This is a genomic window from Bordetella tumulicola (assembly GCF_054779135.1).
The window spans coordinates 157106-173937 of record NZ_BAAGYU010000009.1 but is presented as its reverse complement, the minus strand read 5'-3'; the positions used below and the strand labels follow the sequence as shown (position 1 = coordinate 173937).

The 16832-nt window shown below is 58.9% G+C and carries 12 protein-coding genes; 3 read left to right on the top strand and 9 right to left on the bottom strand.

Going from position 1 to position 16832, the window contains the following annotated elements; genetic code table 11:
• Positions 1-18: 18 nt before the first annotated feature.
• Positions 19-918: a lipid A hydroxylase LpxO gene (gene lpxO, locus ACYVDM_RS17185; RefSeq protein ID WP_415793149.1), complete on the top strand. Its 900-nt coding sequence runs from the start codon at positions 19-21 to the stop codon at positions 916-918.
• Here lpxO and ACYVDM_RS17180 read toward each other — a convergent pair.
• Both ACYVDM_RS17180 and ACYVDM_RS17175 read right to left on the bottom strand, forming a co-directional pair.
• Positions 896-1804, bottom strand: a complete 909-nt coding sequence (locus ACYVDM_RS17180; protein ID WP_415793150.1) for an ankyrin repeat domain-containing protein — start codon at positions 1802-1804, stop codon at positions 896-898. The genes lpxO and ACYVDM_RS17180 overlap by 23 nt on opposite strands.
• A 129-nt stretch (positions 1805-1933) precedes the next feature.
• Positions 1934-3325 (bottom strand): L-serine ammonia-lyase, encoded by a 1392-nt coding sequence (locus tag ACYVDM_RS17175; protein WP_415793151.1) that lies wholly within the window; start codon positions 3323-3325, stop codon positions 1934-1936.
• A 180-nt stretch (positions 3326-3505) separates the two neighbouring features.
• Here ACYVDM_RS17175 and ACYVDM_RS17170 point away from each other — a divergent pair, with 180 nt between their 5' ends.
• Positions 3506-5173, top strand: a complete 1668-nt coding sequence (locus tag ACYVDM_RS17170; RefSeq protein ID WP_415793152.1) for a Na/Pi cotransporter family protein — start codon at positions 3506-3508, stop codon at positions 5171-5173.
• Positions 5174-5219: 46 nt separating this feature from the next.
• On the opposite strand, the gene ACYVDM_RS17165 is transcribed toward ACYVDM_RS17170, so the two are convergent.
• From ACYVDM_RS17165 to polA, 3 genes are all read right to left on the bottom strand, one after another.
• Complete coding sequence (locus ACYVDM_RS17165) at positions 5220-6008, bottom strand: dienelactone hydrolase family protein (protein WP_415793153.1); 789 nt, start codon at positions 6006-6008, stop codon at positions 5220-5222.
• A 133-nt stretch (positions 6009-6141) separates the two neighbouring features.
• Positions 6142-6984 (bottom strand): ZIP family metal transporter, encoded by an 843-nt coding sequence (locus ACYVDM_RS17160; RefSeq protein ID WP_415793155.1) that lies wholly within the window; start codon positions 6982-6984, stop codon positions 6142-6144.
• Between the two features lie 97 nt (positions 6985-7081).
• Positions 7082-9799 (bottom strand): DNA polymerase I, encoded by a 2718-nt coding sequence (polA, locus tag ACYVDM_RS17155; RefSeq protein ID WP_415793156.1) that lies wholly within the window; start codon positions 9797-9799, stop codon positions 7082-7084.
• Here polA and ACYVDM_RS17150 point away from each other — a divergent pair.
• Complete coding sequence (locus ACYVDM_RS17150) at positions 9798-10478, top strand: LOG family protein (protein WP_460475431.1); 681 nt, start codon at positions 9798-9800, stop codon at positions 10476-10478. The two genes, polA and ACYVDM_RS17150, sit on opposite strands and share 2 nt — an antisense overlap.
• A 192-nt stretch (positions 10479-10670) precedes the next feature.
• Here the strand turns inward: ACYVDM_RS17150 and typA are convergent, their stop codons facing one another.
• From typA to infB, 4 genes are read right to left on the bottom strand one after another with little or no spacing between them, the layout of a single operon-like run.
• Positions 10671-12494: a translational GTPase TypA gene (typA, locus tag ACYVDM_RS17145; RefSeq protein ID WP_415793157.1), complete on the bottom strand. Its 1824-nt coding sequence runs from the start codon at positions 12492-12494 to the stop codon at positions 10671-10673.
• The gene (gene truB, locus ACYVDM_RS17140) at positions 12491-13243 is read right to left on the bottom strand and encodes a tRNA pseudouridine(55) synthase TruB (protein ID WP_415793158.1); all 753 of its coding nucleotides are present in this window, start codon (positions 13241-13243) and stop codon (positions 12491-12493) included. The genes typA and truB overlap by 4 nt, the downstream gene beginning before the upstream one ends.
• A 39-nt stretch (positions 13244-13282) precedes the next feature.
• Positions 13283-13684 carry a 30S ribosome-binding factor RbfA gene (rbfA, locus tag ACYVDM_RS17135; protein ID WP_415793159.1) on the bottom strand — a complete coding sequence of 134 codons (402 nt, stop codon included), beginning with the start codon at positions 13682-13684 and terminating at the stop codon, positions 13283-13285.
• Positions 13685-13713: 29 nt separating this feature from the next.
• On the bottom strand, positions 13714-16827 hold the full coding sequence (gene infB, locus ACYVDM_RS17130; RefSeq protein WP_415793160.1) for a translation initiation factor IF-2: 3114 nt from the start codon (positions 16825-16827) through the stop codon (positions 13714-13716).
• Positions 16828-16832: the final 5 nt, after the last annotated feature.

Here is a 16832-nt window from a genome sequence, read left to right as displayed (position 1 = left end):
CGGGGCCGGGTTTGCGTTATGAAGTGGCTGATTCTTGGTATATGGCTGGCGTCGATATTGTTTGCACACTTCAGAGGCCGTGTGCGCCTGTCCCTGTCGCGCCAACTGCTCGATCATTCTGTACTGCTGGCGCCGATCAATGCCTTTATGGTGTTGTGCTCTCGTGTCCCGACAACGCCCTACCTGCCCTCGCGTGAAATTGCGGCGCTGCAGGTATTGGACGACAACTGGGAGGTCATTCGCGACGAGGCCCTAAAAATGGCCGAATTGCGCCGCATCAAGGCGGCCGAGCGGCACGATGACATCGGCTTTAATTCGTTTTTCAAAAATGGCTGGAAGCGTTTCTATCTGAAATGGTATGACGCTCGCCATCCGTCGGCAGAGGAACTCTGCCCGCGCACGGTCGGTATTCTGAAAGGGCTGCCCACCATCAAGGCGGCCATGTTTGCCGAGCTGCCTCCTGGCAGCAAATTAAACCGCCACCGCGATCCGTTTTCTGGCTCGCTGCGCTATCACCTTGGCCTAGCCACCCCCAATGATGACGGCTGCCACATCATCGTGGACGGTGAAACCTACAGTTGGCGTGATGGCGAAAGCGTGGTGTTTGATGAAACCTACGTACACGAGGCCCATAACAAGACTGACGCCAACCGCATCATTTTGTTTTGCGACGTCGAGCGCCCCTTGAAATGGCGCTGGGCCGAGGCCTTCAATCGCTGGTTCGGGCGCGTCGTGATGTCGGCCGCCAGCTCGCCGAATGACGGTGGCGACAAAACCGGTGCGATCAACAAACTGACCCACGCCCATTGGGTCATCGACCAAAAACGCAAACAATTCAAGGCGTGGAATCGCACCGTATACAAGCTCACCAAAGCCGCGCTGATTACGCTGGTGATTATTGGATTTCTGATACTGTAGTCGTCGTGGTTTCGGCACCCGACATGACAGGCGCGCTCGGCGTCTCGAAAATAGCCAGCGCGTACGACATCGAATTCGCTACGCTCCCCCAAATGGCGGTCGACGCGTTCGACAAATAACCGGGCACATAGGAACCCAGCATATTGCCAAGCTGCGACAACGCAAATCCCTGGCTTTTTCGCAGCTCAATCATCATCAGGTCCTGATCCTTGTCGTGTGGGTCCATACATTGCGATTCGGCGATATCCAACGGCGTACGATGCTGGTTATCTTGAATATCCTTGTTCGCACCTGCCGCGATCAATGACACCACGACACAGCAATTCTCATATTTGACGGCATGATGCATCGCCGTCATTCCTTTGTTATCCTGCGCATTCAGGTGCACACCTTTGTTGCACAGCAGCACTACCTTTTCCGACGCATTAACCGTGCGAACGCAATGCGCGAGTACCGAACGTCCTTTGCTATCGACAGCATTGACATCAGCGCCCGCCTCTAGCAGGGCCTCGACAATGCGCTCGCTCTGGGACTGCTTCACGGCCACAAGCAAAGCGGTATTGCCGTCTTCGTCCCGCGCATCGATGATGGCTGCAGGCGTCATTTTGATCAGTTCGATGATTTCCTCAGTGATTCCCGGTTTGATGTACTTCGCGAGATAGCTCAACAGCGGCTGTTTGCTATGGGAATGCGGTGCCGTCAATGCGGCCTCGTCAATTCGACCTTGAGTGATCCAACCTCGAAGTGTCGCCTTGTCTTCCTTGAACAGGGCGTCGTGCAACGCATCTGCCGTCACCGGTTTCCAGTTCGTGGAGTGGGCGAGGTCGCCACCCGGCGTGATCTCGTTGAAAAAAATGGGGGGTCGAGAGGAAACTGCCGGCATCATGATGATGAAGCTCCGTATGGAATTGAAAACAGACGAAAAAGATGGGGTGACGCCAGATCACTCTGACAGCGCACGGTAAGTAACCGTGCCCCGCTTTTCAGTTCCACTACGACGCTGCCGATCCCGCCCCTAGCATTCGACGATATTTACCGCCAAGCCGCCACGAGCGGTTTCTTTATATTTGGTTTTCATATCCGCGCCGGTCTCTCGCATGGTCTTGATGACCGAATCCAGCGACACGTAATGTTGCCCATTACCGCGCAAGGCCATGCGTGCGGCGTTGACGGCCTTGACGGATGCCATGGCATTGCGCTCGATACAGGGGATTTGCACCAGGCCGCCCACAGGGTCGCAAGTTAACCCGAGATTGTGCTCCATGCCAATCTCGGCAGCATTTTCGACCTGCCCAACGGAGCCGCCCAATACGGCGGCCAACGCCCCGGCGGCCATTGAACACGCAACGCCGACCTCGCCCTGACAGCCGACCTCGGCACCAGAAAGCGAGGCGTTGTATTTGTAGAGCAAACCAATCGCCGCCGCCGTCAGTAGAAAATCGCGTACCCCCTGCGCAGTGGCGCCCGGAACGAAACGATCGTAGTAATGCAATACGGCCGGGATAATGCCCGCCGCTCCGTTGGTCGGTGCCGTTACGACACGGCCGCCCGCTGCATTTTCTTCGTTAACCGCCATGGCGTACAAATTGACCCAGTCCATGACGGACAAGGGATCAGACAGGCTACGCTCGGCCCGCTGCGTGAGGCTGCGGTATAGCTCCGGCGCGCGGCGACGTACTTTCAGCGGGCCCGGCAAGTCCCCATCGGCCTCGGGGTAGTCGATCCCGCAGCCCCGGCTCACGCAATCCTGCATGACCTGCCAAATGCGATCAAGCGCGGCGTTGACGTCTGCCTCACTGCGCCAGAATCGTTCGTTGTGCATCATGAGTTGCGCCACCGTACAAGACTGCGCCTGACACATCGCCATCAGCTCGCGGCTGGTACGAAAGGCAAAGGGCAGTTGATCGTGCGCGGCAATGATCTGGCTATTGGACGCCCCGGCGGTCACGACAAACCCACCACCTACCGAGAGATAACGCGATTCGCGCAAGGATTCTCCCTCCGCGTCGAATGCGTGAAACTTCATCCCGTTAGGGTGCTCGGCCATGGCCTCGCGGCGATAAAACAGGATGTGTTCGCGCTCGGTAAAGGGCACCGGAAAATGGCCCAGCAACGCCAGCGATTTGCCAGTGCGCACGGCCTGTAATAGCCCGGCGATGGCCGACGGATCTACGGCGTCGGGTGCGTAGCCCATCAGACCCAGCATGACGCCCTTGTCTGTGCCGTGGCCTTTGCCCGTCGCCCCCAATGACCCATATAACTCAACCCGCACCGACGCGACCTGAGGCAGCAATTGATCTCGTTCCAGGCCCTGCGCAAACAACAGGGCGGCCCGCATTGGACCAACCGTATGGGAACTGGACGGCCCGATGCCGATTTTAAAAAGATCAAAAGCAGAAACAGCCACGGTTCACCTCAATAATAGTAGTTACAGCGACGTTCAAAGACATAATACGCGGGTGAGGTCCAAACGGGGGAAACCTCCCGTAGCGATTTCCCCTTGAGGCGTTACCGTGCGATCATTAAATATGACACGTTTGCTTCCAGCCTAGAACAGGAATTGCCCGTTGATCTCGCCCTATCCGCCATGTCAGGACTAATCCCCTTACTCGATTTTGCAGGCTATGTGGCCCTGTTGTTGTGGGGAGTGCACATGGTGCAAACGGGCGTGCAACGTGCGTTCGGTGCGGCTTTGGGCGCAGCACTAGGACGTGCGCTCGGTACTCGGCTACGAGCTTTTTCAACGGGCCTGGGTATCACAGCCGCGCTGCAAAGCAGCACGGCCACGGGCCTGATGATCACGGGTTTTGCAGGTGGTGGCCTGGTGGGTCTGATTCCGGCTTTGGCGGCCATGTTGGGCGCCAACGTCGGAACGACCCTGATTGTCCAGGTGCTGTCGTTCAATCTGACGGCATTGGCGCCCGCGCTCATCCTGGTGGGCGTGTGGATGTTTCGTCGCTATCCGCCCGGCCGTACGCGCGACTTGGGCCGGGTATTCATCGGGCTGGGGTTGTTGCTGCTCTCGTTACATCAACTGATGGAACTGTTTGCCCCCCTCCAGCATGCTCCGTTGCTCGGCCAGATATTAAATGCCTTGGCGACCCAGCCTGTAGCGGCCGTCTTGTTGTCTGCGGCGCTGACCTGGGCGTCGCACTCCAGCGTTGCCATCATCATCCTGATCATGTCGCTGGCAGACCATGAGTTAGTCACACCGCCCCTGGCGCTCGCGCTGGTACTGGGCGCCAATCTGGGCACATCGATCAACCCCATGCTCGAAGGCGTCACCGGCGATGACCCGGCTGTACGCCGATTGCCTCTAGGCAATTTACTGACTCGCGTGGTTGGTGCCGTACTGGGCCTGCTGCTGCTGCCCTGGCTGCCCGACTGGATGAGCATGATAGAGAGCGACAACGGGCGCATGGTCGCCAATTTTCATACGGTATTCAATGTCGCCATTGCGCTGGTTTTCCTGCCCTTGCTGACGCCGTATGCGGCGCTATTGACACGCTGGCTACCCAAGCGCGTCGATCCGAATGACCCGGCCCGCCCAAAGTATCTTGATGAGTCGGCGCACGATGTACCCGCTGTCGCCCTGGGAAACGCCACGCGCGAAGCGCTACGCATGGCTGACATGCTGCAAACGCTCTTGCTCTATGCCCGCGCCGGTTTCAAGCGCGATAACCGCCACCGTCTCGTGCAAGCACGTCAATTGGACGATGCCACCGACAAAATAGAAGCGGCGATTACGACCTATCTGGCCATGCTCGACCGCGAAGACATGACCCGTACGGACACCCGGCGGCTGGACGATATTCTGGCCTTTGCCAGCAACGTCGGCCATGCCGCCGATGTCACCCACCATGGTGTGCTCAGTCACATTGCCCGCCTGCGCAAACTAGGTTGGGTCCTGTCGCTCGAACAACGGCAGGTACTGGACGACACGATAGCGCGCCTGATATCGAATCAGAGAGAAGCCGCTGCGCTGTTCGTCAACGATGACGTCACTCAGGCGCGTGAACTGGCAGGGGAAAAGTCGCGGTTCAGAAAACTCGAAGCGCAGGAGTCCGAAGCGCTTTTGGAGAAAATAAAATCCGGACAGACCGATGCCGCCGAAATTGGCGCGCTCTACCTGGATATTCTGCGGGATATGAAAAGCATCAACTCGCATCTGGTCGGCGCCGCGGCCTATCCCTTGCTGGCTCGACATGGCGAATTGCTGCCCAGCCGTGTGCGCGAGCGAGAGTCTGGAAATTAAACCGTACGGCACCCATCGGCCTTAGCCGTGGATGCCGTGGATCACATTAAAGATAGCGCTGGAACCAGGCCAGCATGCGTTGCCAGCCGTCACGCGCGTCCGCTTCACGATACATCGGGCGGTAATCCGCCAAGAAGCCGTGACTGGCCTCTGGGTAGACCACGATTTCCGACGCCTGCGCGGCATCGTTGCCCTGAGCGAGGATGGTACGCAACGCCTCGACGCCCTCAAGCGGGATGCTGGCGTCTTGACCAGCATACAAACCCAGCACCGGCGCATGCGTGTTGGCCGCTACATCCTGCACCATGGTCTTGATCAAGGGGCCATGCCCTGTCGTGATTTTTCCATACCAGGCAACCGCGGCTTTCACGACGGGATTATGCGCAGCGTACATCCAGGTCAAGCGCCCTCCCCAGCAAAAGCCGGTCACGCCAACGCGCGAAGTATCGCCACCATGCTGCGCCGCCCAGGCCACGCACGCGTCCAGATCCGCGTAGACCTGTTCGTCCGGGACTTTGGCGACGATCTCGGAAATCAACGTGGGGACATCGGTGTATTGCGAGGCATCGCCCTGTCGTTGATAAAGCTCGGCGGCGATGGCGAGATAACCGGCCTTGGCTAGACGACGGCAAATATCTTTAATGTGCTCATGCACACCAAAAATTTCTTGTACCACCAGGATCACCGGTAGGTCTTGTTTTCCGAGTGGCGCCGCGTAATACGCGGCAATTGTGCCGTCTGGCACAGGCAAATCAATATCACCCTGCTCCAGCCCTTCGGCATCCGTATGGATAGTCGTCACCGTTGGCTGGCCAGCTGCGGGGGCAAAACTCATGACAGAACTCCTTATGCCAATGCCCTGCCGAAGACGGCAGGATTTCGTCGCGACGTGCGTGAGACAGCACTATCAGTTTTCACCATTGCTCATGGTGACCCAGATGCTCGAAATGGGACAAGCATCGCGATCGTCAATGCGAATGAACGGCCTCATGCTGCTCGTGCTGGCGTTCGGCATCGTGACGGTCGTGTTCATGACCATGGTGCATGAACGACGTTACACCATAAATAAGGATTACCCCAACACCCACCAGGAGCAACTGCGGAATCGCGTCGGCCAACGACACGCGTTCGTGCATTTGCGGGATGAGATCGGCCACCGAGATATACAGAAAACTGCTGGCGGCGATCACTAGAACATAGGGCACGATCTCCTGGGCCTGTTGTAAAACGAAATAACCGGCCAGCCCGCCCAGCGCCGTGCACAGGCTGGTGAACAGGATCAACATGAATGCGCGACGTCGCGCCAAGCCCGCATTGAGCAGAACGACGAAATCGCCCAATTTGTGGGGCACTTCGTGCACGATGATGGACGACGCGGTCAGGACACCCAGTACCGGGTCCGTCAAAAAGGCAGCGGCGACCAACACCCCATCGCATAAATTATGCAAGGAGCTGCCGATCAGAATCATCACGCCGCCGCGGCCGGCTTCGTGTCGGTCGTGGCCTTTGTGATGATGATGCCCATCTCCCTCGTGGTGATGGCTATGGCGCAGCAACGCGATTTTTTCGAGGACAAAAAAGCCCAGCAACCCCGCCAGCATAACGGCAAAGAGCGTATGAATATCGGCCTGAGCGCTCTCGAATGCCTCGGGAAGCAAGTGCAATAGTGCGACCGATAACAGCACGCCCACCGATAAACTGACCATATGATGCAGATATTTGCTGAACACGCGATAGGCCAACCAACTGGCAACGAGCACAGCAATCAGGCCACCTGCGACGGTGGCCAGCAAGATCGAAAAAAGCAACATGGGAAGCGGGGCAGGAAGGAAGGATAAGTTACATTATATCATTTCACTTATTACCCTATTCCGCCCCGACGCAGGCAAACCTGGTGAGGGGGGCGGTTTAGTGGGCTTGCTCCCAGTTCGCCCCAACACCGACCTCAGCTAAGAGTGGCACCCGTAACGTGGCGACCTGACACATCAGCTCGGGCAGACGTTGACGCACCGTTTCCAGTTCGTCGTCGGGGACTTCCAATACCAGTTCGTCGTGGACTTGCATGATCATGCGGCTGGCCAGTCGTTCGGTATCCAGCCAGCCTTGTACGGCAACCATGGCCATCTTGATCAAGTCGGCTGCCGTACCCTGCATGGGCGCATTGATGGCCGCACGCTCGGCGCCCTGGCGGCGAGGTCCGGAGCCGCCGCGGATATCGGGCAACTGCAGGCGACGGCCAAAAACCGTCTCGACATAGCCTTGCTGGCGGGCCAGTTGCCGGGTGGTTTCCATGTACTGCGCAACACCGGGATAGCGCGCGAAGTAACGATCGATATAGGCCTGCGCGGCATCACGCGTGATGCCCAGGTTGGAGGCCAGACCGAACACGCCCATGCCGTAGATCAAGCCAAAGTTGATCGCCTTGGCGGCGCGCCGTTGCTCACTGGACACGTCGGCGAGTGATACGCCAAAAATTTCGGAGGCCGTGGCACGATGAATGTCTTCGCCCGCCTCAAAGGCCTTCTGCAAATTGGCATCGTCGGACACATGCGCCATGATGCGCAGTTCAATCTGCGAATAGTCCGCGGAGACCAGCACGCCGCGTTCGGCGATGAAGGCCTCGCGCACGCGTCGCCCCGCTTCGGTTCGGACGGGAATATTCTGCAAATTCGGGTCGGACGAAGCCAGGCGGCCCGTGATGACTGCCGCCTGAGAGTAATGCGTATGCACCCTGCCCGTCTGCGTATTGATCATGCGCGGCAGTTTGTCGGTATAGGTCGACTTCAGCTTGGACAACCCACGATATTCCAGCAACACCTGCGGCAGGGGGTAATCCTGCGCCAGCTTGGTCAGGACTTCTTCATCCGTGGAGGGCGCTCCGCTGGCCGTCTTACGTACGACGGGCAACTGCATACGACCGAACAGGATTTCGCCAAGCTGTTTGGGTGAATTCAAATTGAATGGCTGGCCCGCCAACTCGTAGGCGCGCTGCTCTAGCGTGAGCATCTCTTGACCCAAGCGATGACTTTGTCGACCCAGCTCGGCCGCATCGACTTTCACGCCATTGCGCTCGATCACGGTCAGCACGCGGGACGTCTGGATTTCCAGCTGATAAATGCGCTCCAACCCGGTGTCGGCCGCGACGAGCGGGCGCAACGCCTGATGCAATTGCAGCGTGAAATCGGCATCTTCGCAAGCATAGTGACCCGCCTTGTCGACCGCAACCTCATCGAAGCGAATTTGCTTGGCTCCCTTGCCGCACAGATCTTCGTAAGTAATACCGCCGCGTCCCAGATAACGCTGCGACAAGTCGCTCAGGCCAACGCCACGATGCGACTCCAGCACATAGGCTTGCAGCATGGTGTCTTCCTGAATACCGGCCAGCGCAATGCCTTCGTTGGCAAACACATGAGTATCGTATTTAGCATGATGCAGCAGCTTGGGCCGCGCCGGGTCTTGCAGCCAGGTACGCAGGCGCTCCAGGACTTCGTCCTTGGGCAGTTGCTCCGGGTTATCCGGCCCCCGATGAGCCACGGGGATGTAACAGGCTACCCCCGGTTCGGTGGAAAGGGATAGCCCGACCAAGCGGGCTTGCATACCGTCCAGCGAGGTCGTCTCTGTGTCTAGCGCCACAAGCGGCGCCTCGGCAATCTGGTCCATCCACTTGTCGAACGCGGGCCAGGCGGAAACAATTTCATAACGCAATTCGATGGGCGCCGCAGGCGCCTGCGCGATCACGCGCGCATCGCCCTCGGGTACGCGCGCGGCATCGCCCGTGACCTCTCGGAGCCAGGTACGAAAACCATACTTTTCGTATAGTGCCTGCAGGGTCTGCGTATCGGGCGGGCGCGGCGCAAGATCATCAATACTCGCGATATGCCCGGTCAAATCGCAGTCGCATTTCACGGTCAATAATTCGCGGGTCAGCGGAAACTGAGCGATCGCCTCGCGCAGATTGTTACCCGCCACGCCCTTGATAGCGTCAGCCTGCTCGACCAGCGCATCGATGGTGCCGAATTCGCTTAACCACTTCACCGCGGTTTTCGGGCCGACTTTCGTCACGCCCGGAATGTTGTCCACGGTATCGCCGATCAACATCAAATAATCCACGATGCGCTCGGGCGACACGCCAAACTTGTTTTGTACGCCTGGCTCGTCGAGCACCTCGCCACTCATCGTATTGACCAGCGTCACGTGCGAGTCGACCAATTGCGCCAGATCTTTATCGCCAGTCGATACAATGGTGTGTATGTTCTCGCGAGTGGCCTGGCAGGCCAGGGTGCCGATAACGTCGTCGGCCTCGACGCCCTGGATGGCCAAAACCGGCCAACCCAACGCCTTGACGGCCTGATGTATGGGCTCGATCTGAGCGGCAAGATCTTCGGGCATCGAAGGCCGATGAGATTTATATTCAGGGTAGAGATCGTCACGGAAAGTCTTGCCGCGCGCATCAAAAATACAAGCGGCGTAGTCTGCCTTATGATCAGACACGAGCTTTCGCAACATATTCACGACACCATAGAGTGCGCCCGTGGGTTCGCCTTGCGCATTGCGCAAATCGGGCATAGCGTGAAAAGCGCGGTACAAATAACTCGAACCGTCTACCAGCAATAAGGTTTTTTTCATGGTTACAAACGCAGAATTAGAAACGCCCGCCGGCAAGCAAATACCGGTGATTATGTCAGAGATACGCACAGCGGCAGAGCAACTGGCCAATTTAGGCCCTGCTGTCAGCCTGTTCGGCAGTGCCCGCGTCAGTCGCGGCTCGCCCTATTATGAAACTAGCGAAGTCATTGCCGGTGCACTGGCCGACGCGGGCTTTGCCGTCATCGCCGGGGGCGGCCCGGGAATCATGGAAGCCGCCAACAAAGGGGCATTTGAGGCGGGAGGTACCAGCGTCGGGCTGAACATCAGCCTACCGCATGAAAAGCACAACAACAAATACCAGACGATCAGCCTGTCGTTTGAATATTTCTATTCGCGCAAAGCCACTTTTTTCATGCACAGCTTTGCCTATGTGGCGTTGCCGGGTGGTTTTGGCACGATGGACGAGCTGTTTGAGGCCCTCACGCTGATTCAGACCGGCAAAGTCCCGCCCGCGCCGGTCATTCTGGTGGGCCGGGAGTACTGGCAAGGTTTGGTCGGATGGTTGAACGATCAAATGTTGGGCAATGGCATGATCAGCGCACACGACACAGAGCTCTTCATCATCGAAGACGATCCCCACAAAGTCGTACAACGCGTGTTGGATTTTCATGCGACGCAACAAGACGACCAGCAATACGCGCCATCGCTGCCGGGCTGAATAAAAAGGGTCTCAAAGGGGGTGTTTTTACCTTGGAGCGGCCCGGCGGTAAAAGGACCCCCACGCTGCGCCTTCGGCTTGCTGCCCCCCGAGGGGGTGTTTTTACCTTGGGGCGGCCCGGCGGTAAAAAAATGGCTGGTAAGCTTTGCGAGCATTACCAGCCATTTTCAAGCGCACGGGATCAACGCGGACTTAGGCGTTGTTTTCGCGTGAAGCCTTGCGACGTTCGTGCTCTTGCAGGTAGCGCTTGCGCAGGCGGATCGACTTGGGCGTGATTTCGACCAATTCGTCATCATCGATGAACTCGACTGCGTATTCCAGCGACATCTGAATCGGCGGCACCAGGCGCACGGCTTCGTCAGTACCCGAGGCACGGACGTTGGTCAGCTGTTTGCCCTTGATCGGGTTGACGACCAGGTCGTTGTCGCGACTGTGGATACCGATGATCATACCCTCGTACAGGGCCTCGCCGGGGCTGACGAACATACGGCCACGGTCCTGGAGCTTCCACAAGGCGTAGGCGACGGCATCACCGTTGTCCTGGCTGATCAGCACGCCGTTGCGACGCTCGCCGATATTGCCTTCGCGCATCGCTGCGTATTCGTGGAAAATGTGGCTCATCAAGCCCGTGCCACGGGTCAGCGTCAGGAACTCGTTCTGGAAGCCGATCAGGCCACGGGCCGGGATCAGGTATTCCAGGCGGGTACGGCCACGACCATCGGGCTGCATGTCTTGCAGATCGCCCTTGCGACGGCCAAGCTCTTCCATCACGCCGCCTTGGTGCGGATCTTCGACGTCAATCGTCAGCGCCTCGAAAGGCTCGCACTTGACGCCATCGATTTCCTTGAACACCACGCGAGGACGCGACACGGCCAACTCGTAGCCTTCGCGCCGCATGGTTTCCAGCAAAATGGTCAGATGCAATTCACCTCGGCCGGAGACTTCGAACACAGTATCGTCGCCCGTGTCACGCACACGCAGCGCAACGTTGGACTTGAGTTCGCGTTCCAGACGGTCGCGCAACTGACGGCTGGTCACGAACTTGCCTTCGCGGCCCGCCAGCGGCGAGGTGTTCACCATGAAGTTCATGGTCAACGTCGGCTCGTCGATGCGCAACATGGGGAACGGTTCCAGATTAGCCGGATCCATCAAGGTGCAACCGATACCGATGTCTTCGATGCCGTTGATCAGAACGATGTCGCCTGCTTCAGCTTCATCGACCAATTCGCGCTCCAGGCCCTTGAATTTCATCACCTGATTGATACGGCCTTTGGCAACCGAACTCTCGGGGCCAAACTGGAATGCGACTTCCATGCCGGAACGGATACGCCCGCGGTTGATACGGCCAACGCCGATCTTGCCTACGTAGTTGTTGTAGTCCAACGAGATGATCTGCATCTGCAGCGGGCCATTGGGATCATCGTCGCGTTGCGGAACGTGCTGCAGGACGGCGTCGAACAGCGGACGCATATCGCCCTCGCGCACATCGGGGGCCAGCCCGGCATAACCGGACAGACCCGACGCATACACGACGGGGAAATCCAATTGTTCTTCGGTAGCACCCAGCTTGTCGAACAAATCGAAGGTCGCGTTGATCACAAAGTCGGGACGCGCACCCGGGCGGTCAACCTTGTTGACCACGACGATGGGCTTGAGACCCAGCGCCAGTGCCTTGCGGGTGACGAAAATGGTCTGCGGCATCGGACCTTCGACCGCATCAACCAGCAATAACACGCCGTCGACCATGGACAGCACGCGCTCGACCTCGCCACCGAAGTCCGCGTGTCCCGGGGTATCGATGATGTTGATGTGCGTGCCTTCGTATTCGACGGCACAGTTCTTGGCCAGAATCGTAATGCCGCGTTCTTTTTCGAGGTCGTTCGAGTCCATGACCCGCTCCGTAACCGACTGATTCTCTCGGAAGGTGCCGGATTGGCGCAGCAACTGGTCGACCAGGGTGGTTTTACCGTGGTCGACGTGGGCAATAATGGCGACGTTGCGCAAGGCGCGAGTCATAGCGGGTCCTTTAAGGTCGGAGTGGCGGGCAGCAGGCCCGCCGGCAATTCATTCAATGCAAGCAAAGCCTGCTTGGGGTCACTCATGGCTTGCAGGGCCTCGAGCGTAATGGCGCGATCCAGCGAAAACGGCCCGACGTGCGTGCGCCGCAGCGCCGCCAGGTGGGCATAACAACCTAGTGCCCGGCCGATATCTTGAGCCAGGGTGCGTATATACGTACCCTTGCTGCACGCCACATCGATCTCGGCCCGGCTGCCTTCTAGTGACAACAGGTCGATGCGGTAAATATTGATTTGACGCGCGGGGCGTTCGAGTTCAATGCCCTGACGCGCGTATTCGTACAAGGGCTTGCCATCGCGCTTGAGGGCCGAATACATCGGCGGCACCTGCTCGATCATGCCCTGAAAACGTGACAATACATCGAGCAAAGCCGACTCGGTCACGCTGAAGCCATCCGCCGCACGCGTCGTGACAATACCAGTCAAATCGCCTGAATCAGTTTCTTCGCCAAACTGCAGCGTCGCATGATAAGACTTATCGGCATTGAGCATCGCACCGGAAATCTTGGTTGCGCGCCCCATACAGCACACCAGCAAGCCAGTGGCAAACGGATCCAGTGTACCCGTATGCCCTGCCTTGGCAGCATCCATACTGCGTCGGGCGCGCTGCAGGGCGTGATTACTGGACAAACCTACAGGTTTGTCGAGCAACAGGACACCATCGAGCGCAAGCCCTCGTCTTTTAGCCATCGTCAATTCCGGGAAAAAAGCAGCAGTGACGACAGCCGGTCAGCGCGGGTCTTCGGGTTCGTCAGGCTCATCCGCGACCGGGCCAGGCCGGTTTGCACGGTCAATCAACGCCGACATTTCAATACCGCGTGCGATTTGTACGTCGTGCACAAAATGCAATCGGGGTACCGTATGGATGTGCAGCATCTTGTACAGCAAGGAATGCAGCCAACCGGCTTTCTCGGTGAGCGCCGCCGTCGCCGTTTCGGGCTCGGCGCCCATCACGGTGAAATAGACTTTGGCGTGTGCGTAGTCAGCCGACAGCTCCACTCCGGACAGCGTGATTAATCCGGCGCGAGATACATCGATCTCGCGCTGGATAAGGCCAGCCAGATCCTTTTGGATCTGGTCGGCCAGTCGCAAATTGCGACCGGGGATGGATTTAGACTTGTGACGGCTCATGTAGTACGTATGAAAGTCGCGGCCGCTTTTTACAGCGTACGCGCGATTTCCTTGATTTCGAAGATTTCCAGTTGGTCGCCCACCTGGATATCGTTGTTGCCGCGCAAGGTCAGACCACAATCAAAGCCGGACTTGACTTCCTTGACGTCGTCCTTGAAACGACGCAACGAGTCGAGGTAGCCAGACCAGTGGACCACGTTGTTGCGCAACAAACGGACTTGCGAGTCTCGGCGAACGATACCGTCGAGCACCATACAACCCGCAATGCCGCCGATACGCGAAATAGTGTAAACCTCGCGGATTTCGACCAGACCGATGATCTCTTCTTTCTTTTCAGGAGCAAGCATGCCCGACATGGCGGCTTTTACTTCATCCACAGCGTCGTAGATGATGTTGTAGTAGCGCAGGTCGATGCCATTGGACTCGGCCAGTTTCTTGGCGCTTTGCTCGGCGCGGACGTTAAAGCCGATGACGACAGCGTTCGAAGCAATCGCCAGGTTGACGTCGCTCTCGGAAACACCACCCACCGCCGCGTGCACAACCTGCACTCGGACTTCGTCGGTAGAAAGCTTGGTCAGCGAAGAAACCAACGCCTCTTGAGAGCCTTGGACATCGGTCTTGACGATCAATGCCAGCGTCTGTCTGCCTTCGCCGATGTTATCGAACATGGACTCGAGCTTGGCGGCCTGTTGACGAGCCAGCTTGACGTCGCGGAACTTGCCTTGACGGAACAAGGCAATTTCGCGCGCCTTGCGCTCGTCGGCCAATGCCATGAGTTCGTCACCAGCAGCTGGCACGTCCGTCAGACCTTGGATTTCCACGGGGATGGACGGACCTGCCTCTTGGATCTGCTTGCCATTTTCGTCCAGCATGGCACGCACGCGACCGAAGCTGGCGCCGGCCAGGATCACATCACCGCGCTTGAGCGTACCGCTCTGCACCAGGATGGTGGCAACCGGACCGCGTCCCTTATCGAGACGCGCTTCGATGACCAGCCCCTTGGCTGGTGCCTCGATGGGTGCGGTCAGTTCAAGGATTTCGGCCTGCAATAATACGTTTTCGAGCAAGTCGTCGATACCCGCGCCGGTCTTGGCCGACACAGATACGAACGGCACGTCGCCGCCGTACTCTTCCGGAACGACCTCTTCGGCCACGAGCTCCTGCTTGACGCGCTCGGGATTGGCCTCGGGTTTGTCGATCTTGTTCACCGCCACAACCAACGGCACGCCGGCGGCCTTGGCGTGGTGAATCGCTTCACGGGTTTGCGGCATAACGCCGTCGTCGGCCGCCACCACCAAAATAACGATATCCGTGGCCTTGGCGCCACGTGCACGCATGGCGGTAAACGCCTCGTGGCCCGGGGTGTCCAGAAAGGTCACCATGCCGCGCTCGGTGCGAACGTGATATGCGCCGATGTGCTGGGTAATCCCGCCGGCCTCGCCCGAGGCGACCTTGGCACGGCGAATGTGATCCAGCAGCGAGGTCTTGCCGTGGTCGACGTGACCCATGACGGTCACCACCGGCGCACGAGGCAGCACCTCGGCATCAACAGCGACGGGCGCGTCGTCCAGGAAGGCTTCCGGATCGTCGAGCTTGGCCGCGATCGCGACGTGCCCGAGTTCCTCGACCACAATCATGGCGGTTTCTTGATCCAACACTTGATTGATAGAGACCATTTGGCCCAATTTCATCAGGTGCTTGATCACCTCGGCCGCCTTGACCGACATTTTGTGTGCCAGATCGGCCACGCTGATGGTCTCAGGCACGTGGACTTCGCGTGCGATGAATTCTTGTTGGGCCGGCTCTTGACGGCGATGATCCGATTGCTGGTTGCGATTGTTGCGACCGCCTTTGCCGCCCCCCTTGCCTCCCGCACGCCAGCCATCACGGCTGGGGGCTGCAGGTTTGGCATCGGCGGGTTTCTTGCGCGACGCATCATCAGACCAGGAAGAGGAGACCTCTGCCGTCTTGATGGTTTTCTTGGAACCGGGACCAGCCGCCGGCTTGGCGTCTTTTTTGGCACCAGGTGCAGCCGTCTTGCCGCTAGGCTTGTGCAACGTGCCTGACAGGGGCGCGGGGGCCTCGGGCTCGGGTGCACGCAATACCTTGCGCGGACGATTCAACATATCACGCAGCGCGGCGGCCTCAGCCTCGGCTTTGCGGCGAGCGTCTTCGCGCGACGCGCCATCGCCAGCGGAGCCAGAGCTTTGGGCCAGCGGCGGCGGAGCACGACGCTCGGCGCGCGTCAGACGAGGCGCACCAGCGGAGGCCTTGGGCGCAGCCGCGGGCTGCGGCGGTTTGGGCGAATGAGCGGTAGATTTGGAAATAGTTTCGATTTCAGCTTGCACAACAGGTTCCGACGGGGCCGCAGAGGCCTCGCGCACGGGAGCGGCTTGTTCAGCGGCGGATTCAGCCGGGGAGTCCGGCTGCTCTGCCGACGCGGTAGCCGGTTCGGGTTGGGACTCAGGCTCGGCCTGCGTCGCGGGGGGAGCAGATGAGGGCTCGGATGCCGCCTCGGGCGAAGTCCGCTCGGAAACGGGCGGGGTCTCGGGCTCGGGCACGGATTCGGCGGCGGGCGGCGTCGACTCAGGCGTCTCGGCCTGAGGTTCGGCAGCAACTGAATCCGGCGATTCGCTAGCCTCGACTTGCGCGGGCTCCGCCGAGGCTCCTGCCTCTTTGCTGGCAGGAGCTTCTGCAGGGGTGGGTGCTTGCTCACCAACAATGGGTTCAACCACAGAAGTGACGGGCGCTGCAACCACATCGTCAGCGGCAGGCGCAGATTCCGGCATGGTCGTTGCGGCTGTGGTTGCTTCGGTGGCTTCGGCTTGCTCCTGGGCGATCTCGGACGGATCACGCTTGACGAACACGCGCTTCTTGCGGACTTCGACCTGAATGGTACGCGAGCGGCCGGTGGCATCTGCCTGGCGGATCTCGGAGGTCTGGCGACGCGTCAAGGTGATCTTCTTGCCCTCGGTCGCGCCATGAGCGCGGCGCAGAGAGTCGAGCAGCTTCGCCTTGTCGCTGTCTGTGACCGCATCGTCCACCGAGTTGAGGACAACACCAGCCGAACGCAGCTGCTCGAGCAGCACGTTGGCTGGCATTTTCAGCTCGGTAGCGAACTGGGCGACAGTATTACTCGACATTAGGC

Excerpts from the sequence above, each read along its gene's own strand:
- rbfA (WP_415793159.1), bottom strand. The coding sequence starts at position 13,684 with ATGAGCCGTCACAAGTCTAAATCCATCCCCGGTCGCAATTTGCGACTG.
- ACYVDM_RS17165 (WP_415793153.1), bottom strand. The coding sequence starts at position 6,008 with ATGAGTTTTGCCCCCGCAGCTGGCCAGCCAACGGTGACGACTATCCAT.
- ACYVDM_RS17170 (WP_415793152.1), top strand. The coding sequence starts at position 3,506 with ATGTCAGGACTAATCCCCTTACTCGATTTTGCAGGCTATGTGGCCCTG.
- ACYVDM_RS17160 (WP_415793155.1), bottom strand. The coding sequence starts at position 6,984 with ATGTTGCTTTTTTCGATCTTGCTGGCCACCGTCGCAGGTGGCCTGATT.
- truB (WP_415793158.1), bottom strand. The coding sequence starts at position 13,243 with ATGGCTAAAAGACGAGGGCTTGCGCTCGATGGTGTCCTGTTGCTCGAC.
- ACYVDM_RS17180 (WP_415793150.1), bottom strand. The coding sequence starts at position 1,804 with ATGATGCCGGCAGTTTCCTCTCGACCCCCCATTTTTTTCAACGAGATC.
- lpxO (WP_415793149.1), top strand. The coding sequence starts at position 19 with ATGAAGTGGCTGATTCTTGGTATATGGCTGGCGTCGATATTGTTTGCA.
- typA (WP_415793157.1), bottom strand. The coding sequence starts at position 12,494 with ATGACTCGCGCCTTGCGCAACGTCGCCATTATTGCCCACGTCGACCAC.
- ACYVDM_RS17150 (WP_460475431.1), top strand. The coding sequence starts at position 9,798 with ATGGTTACAAACGCAGAATTAGAAACGCCCGCCGGCAAGCAAATACCG.
- polA (WP_415793156.1), bottom strand. The coding sequence starts at position 9,799 with ATGAAAAAAACCTTATTGCTGGTAGACGGTTCGAGTTATTTGTACCGC.
- infB (WP_415793160.1), bottom strand. The coding sequence starts at position 16,827 with ATGTCGAGTAATACTGTCGCCCAGTTCGCTACCGAGCTGAAAATGCCA.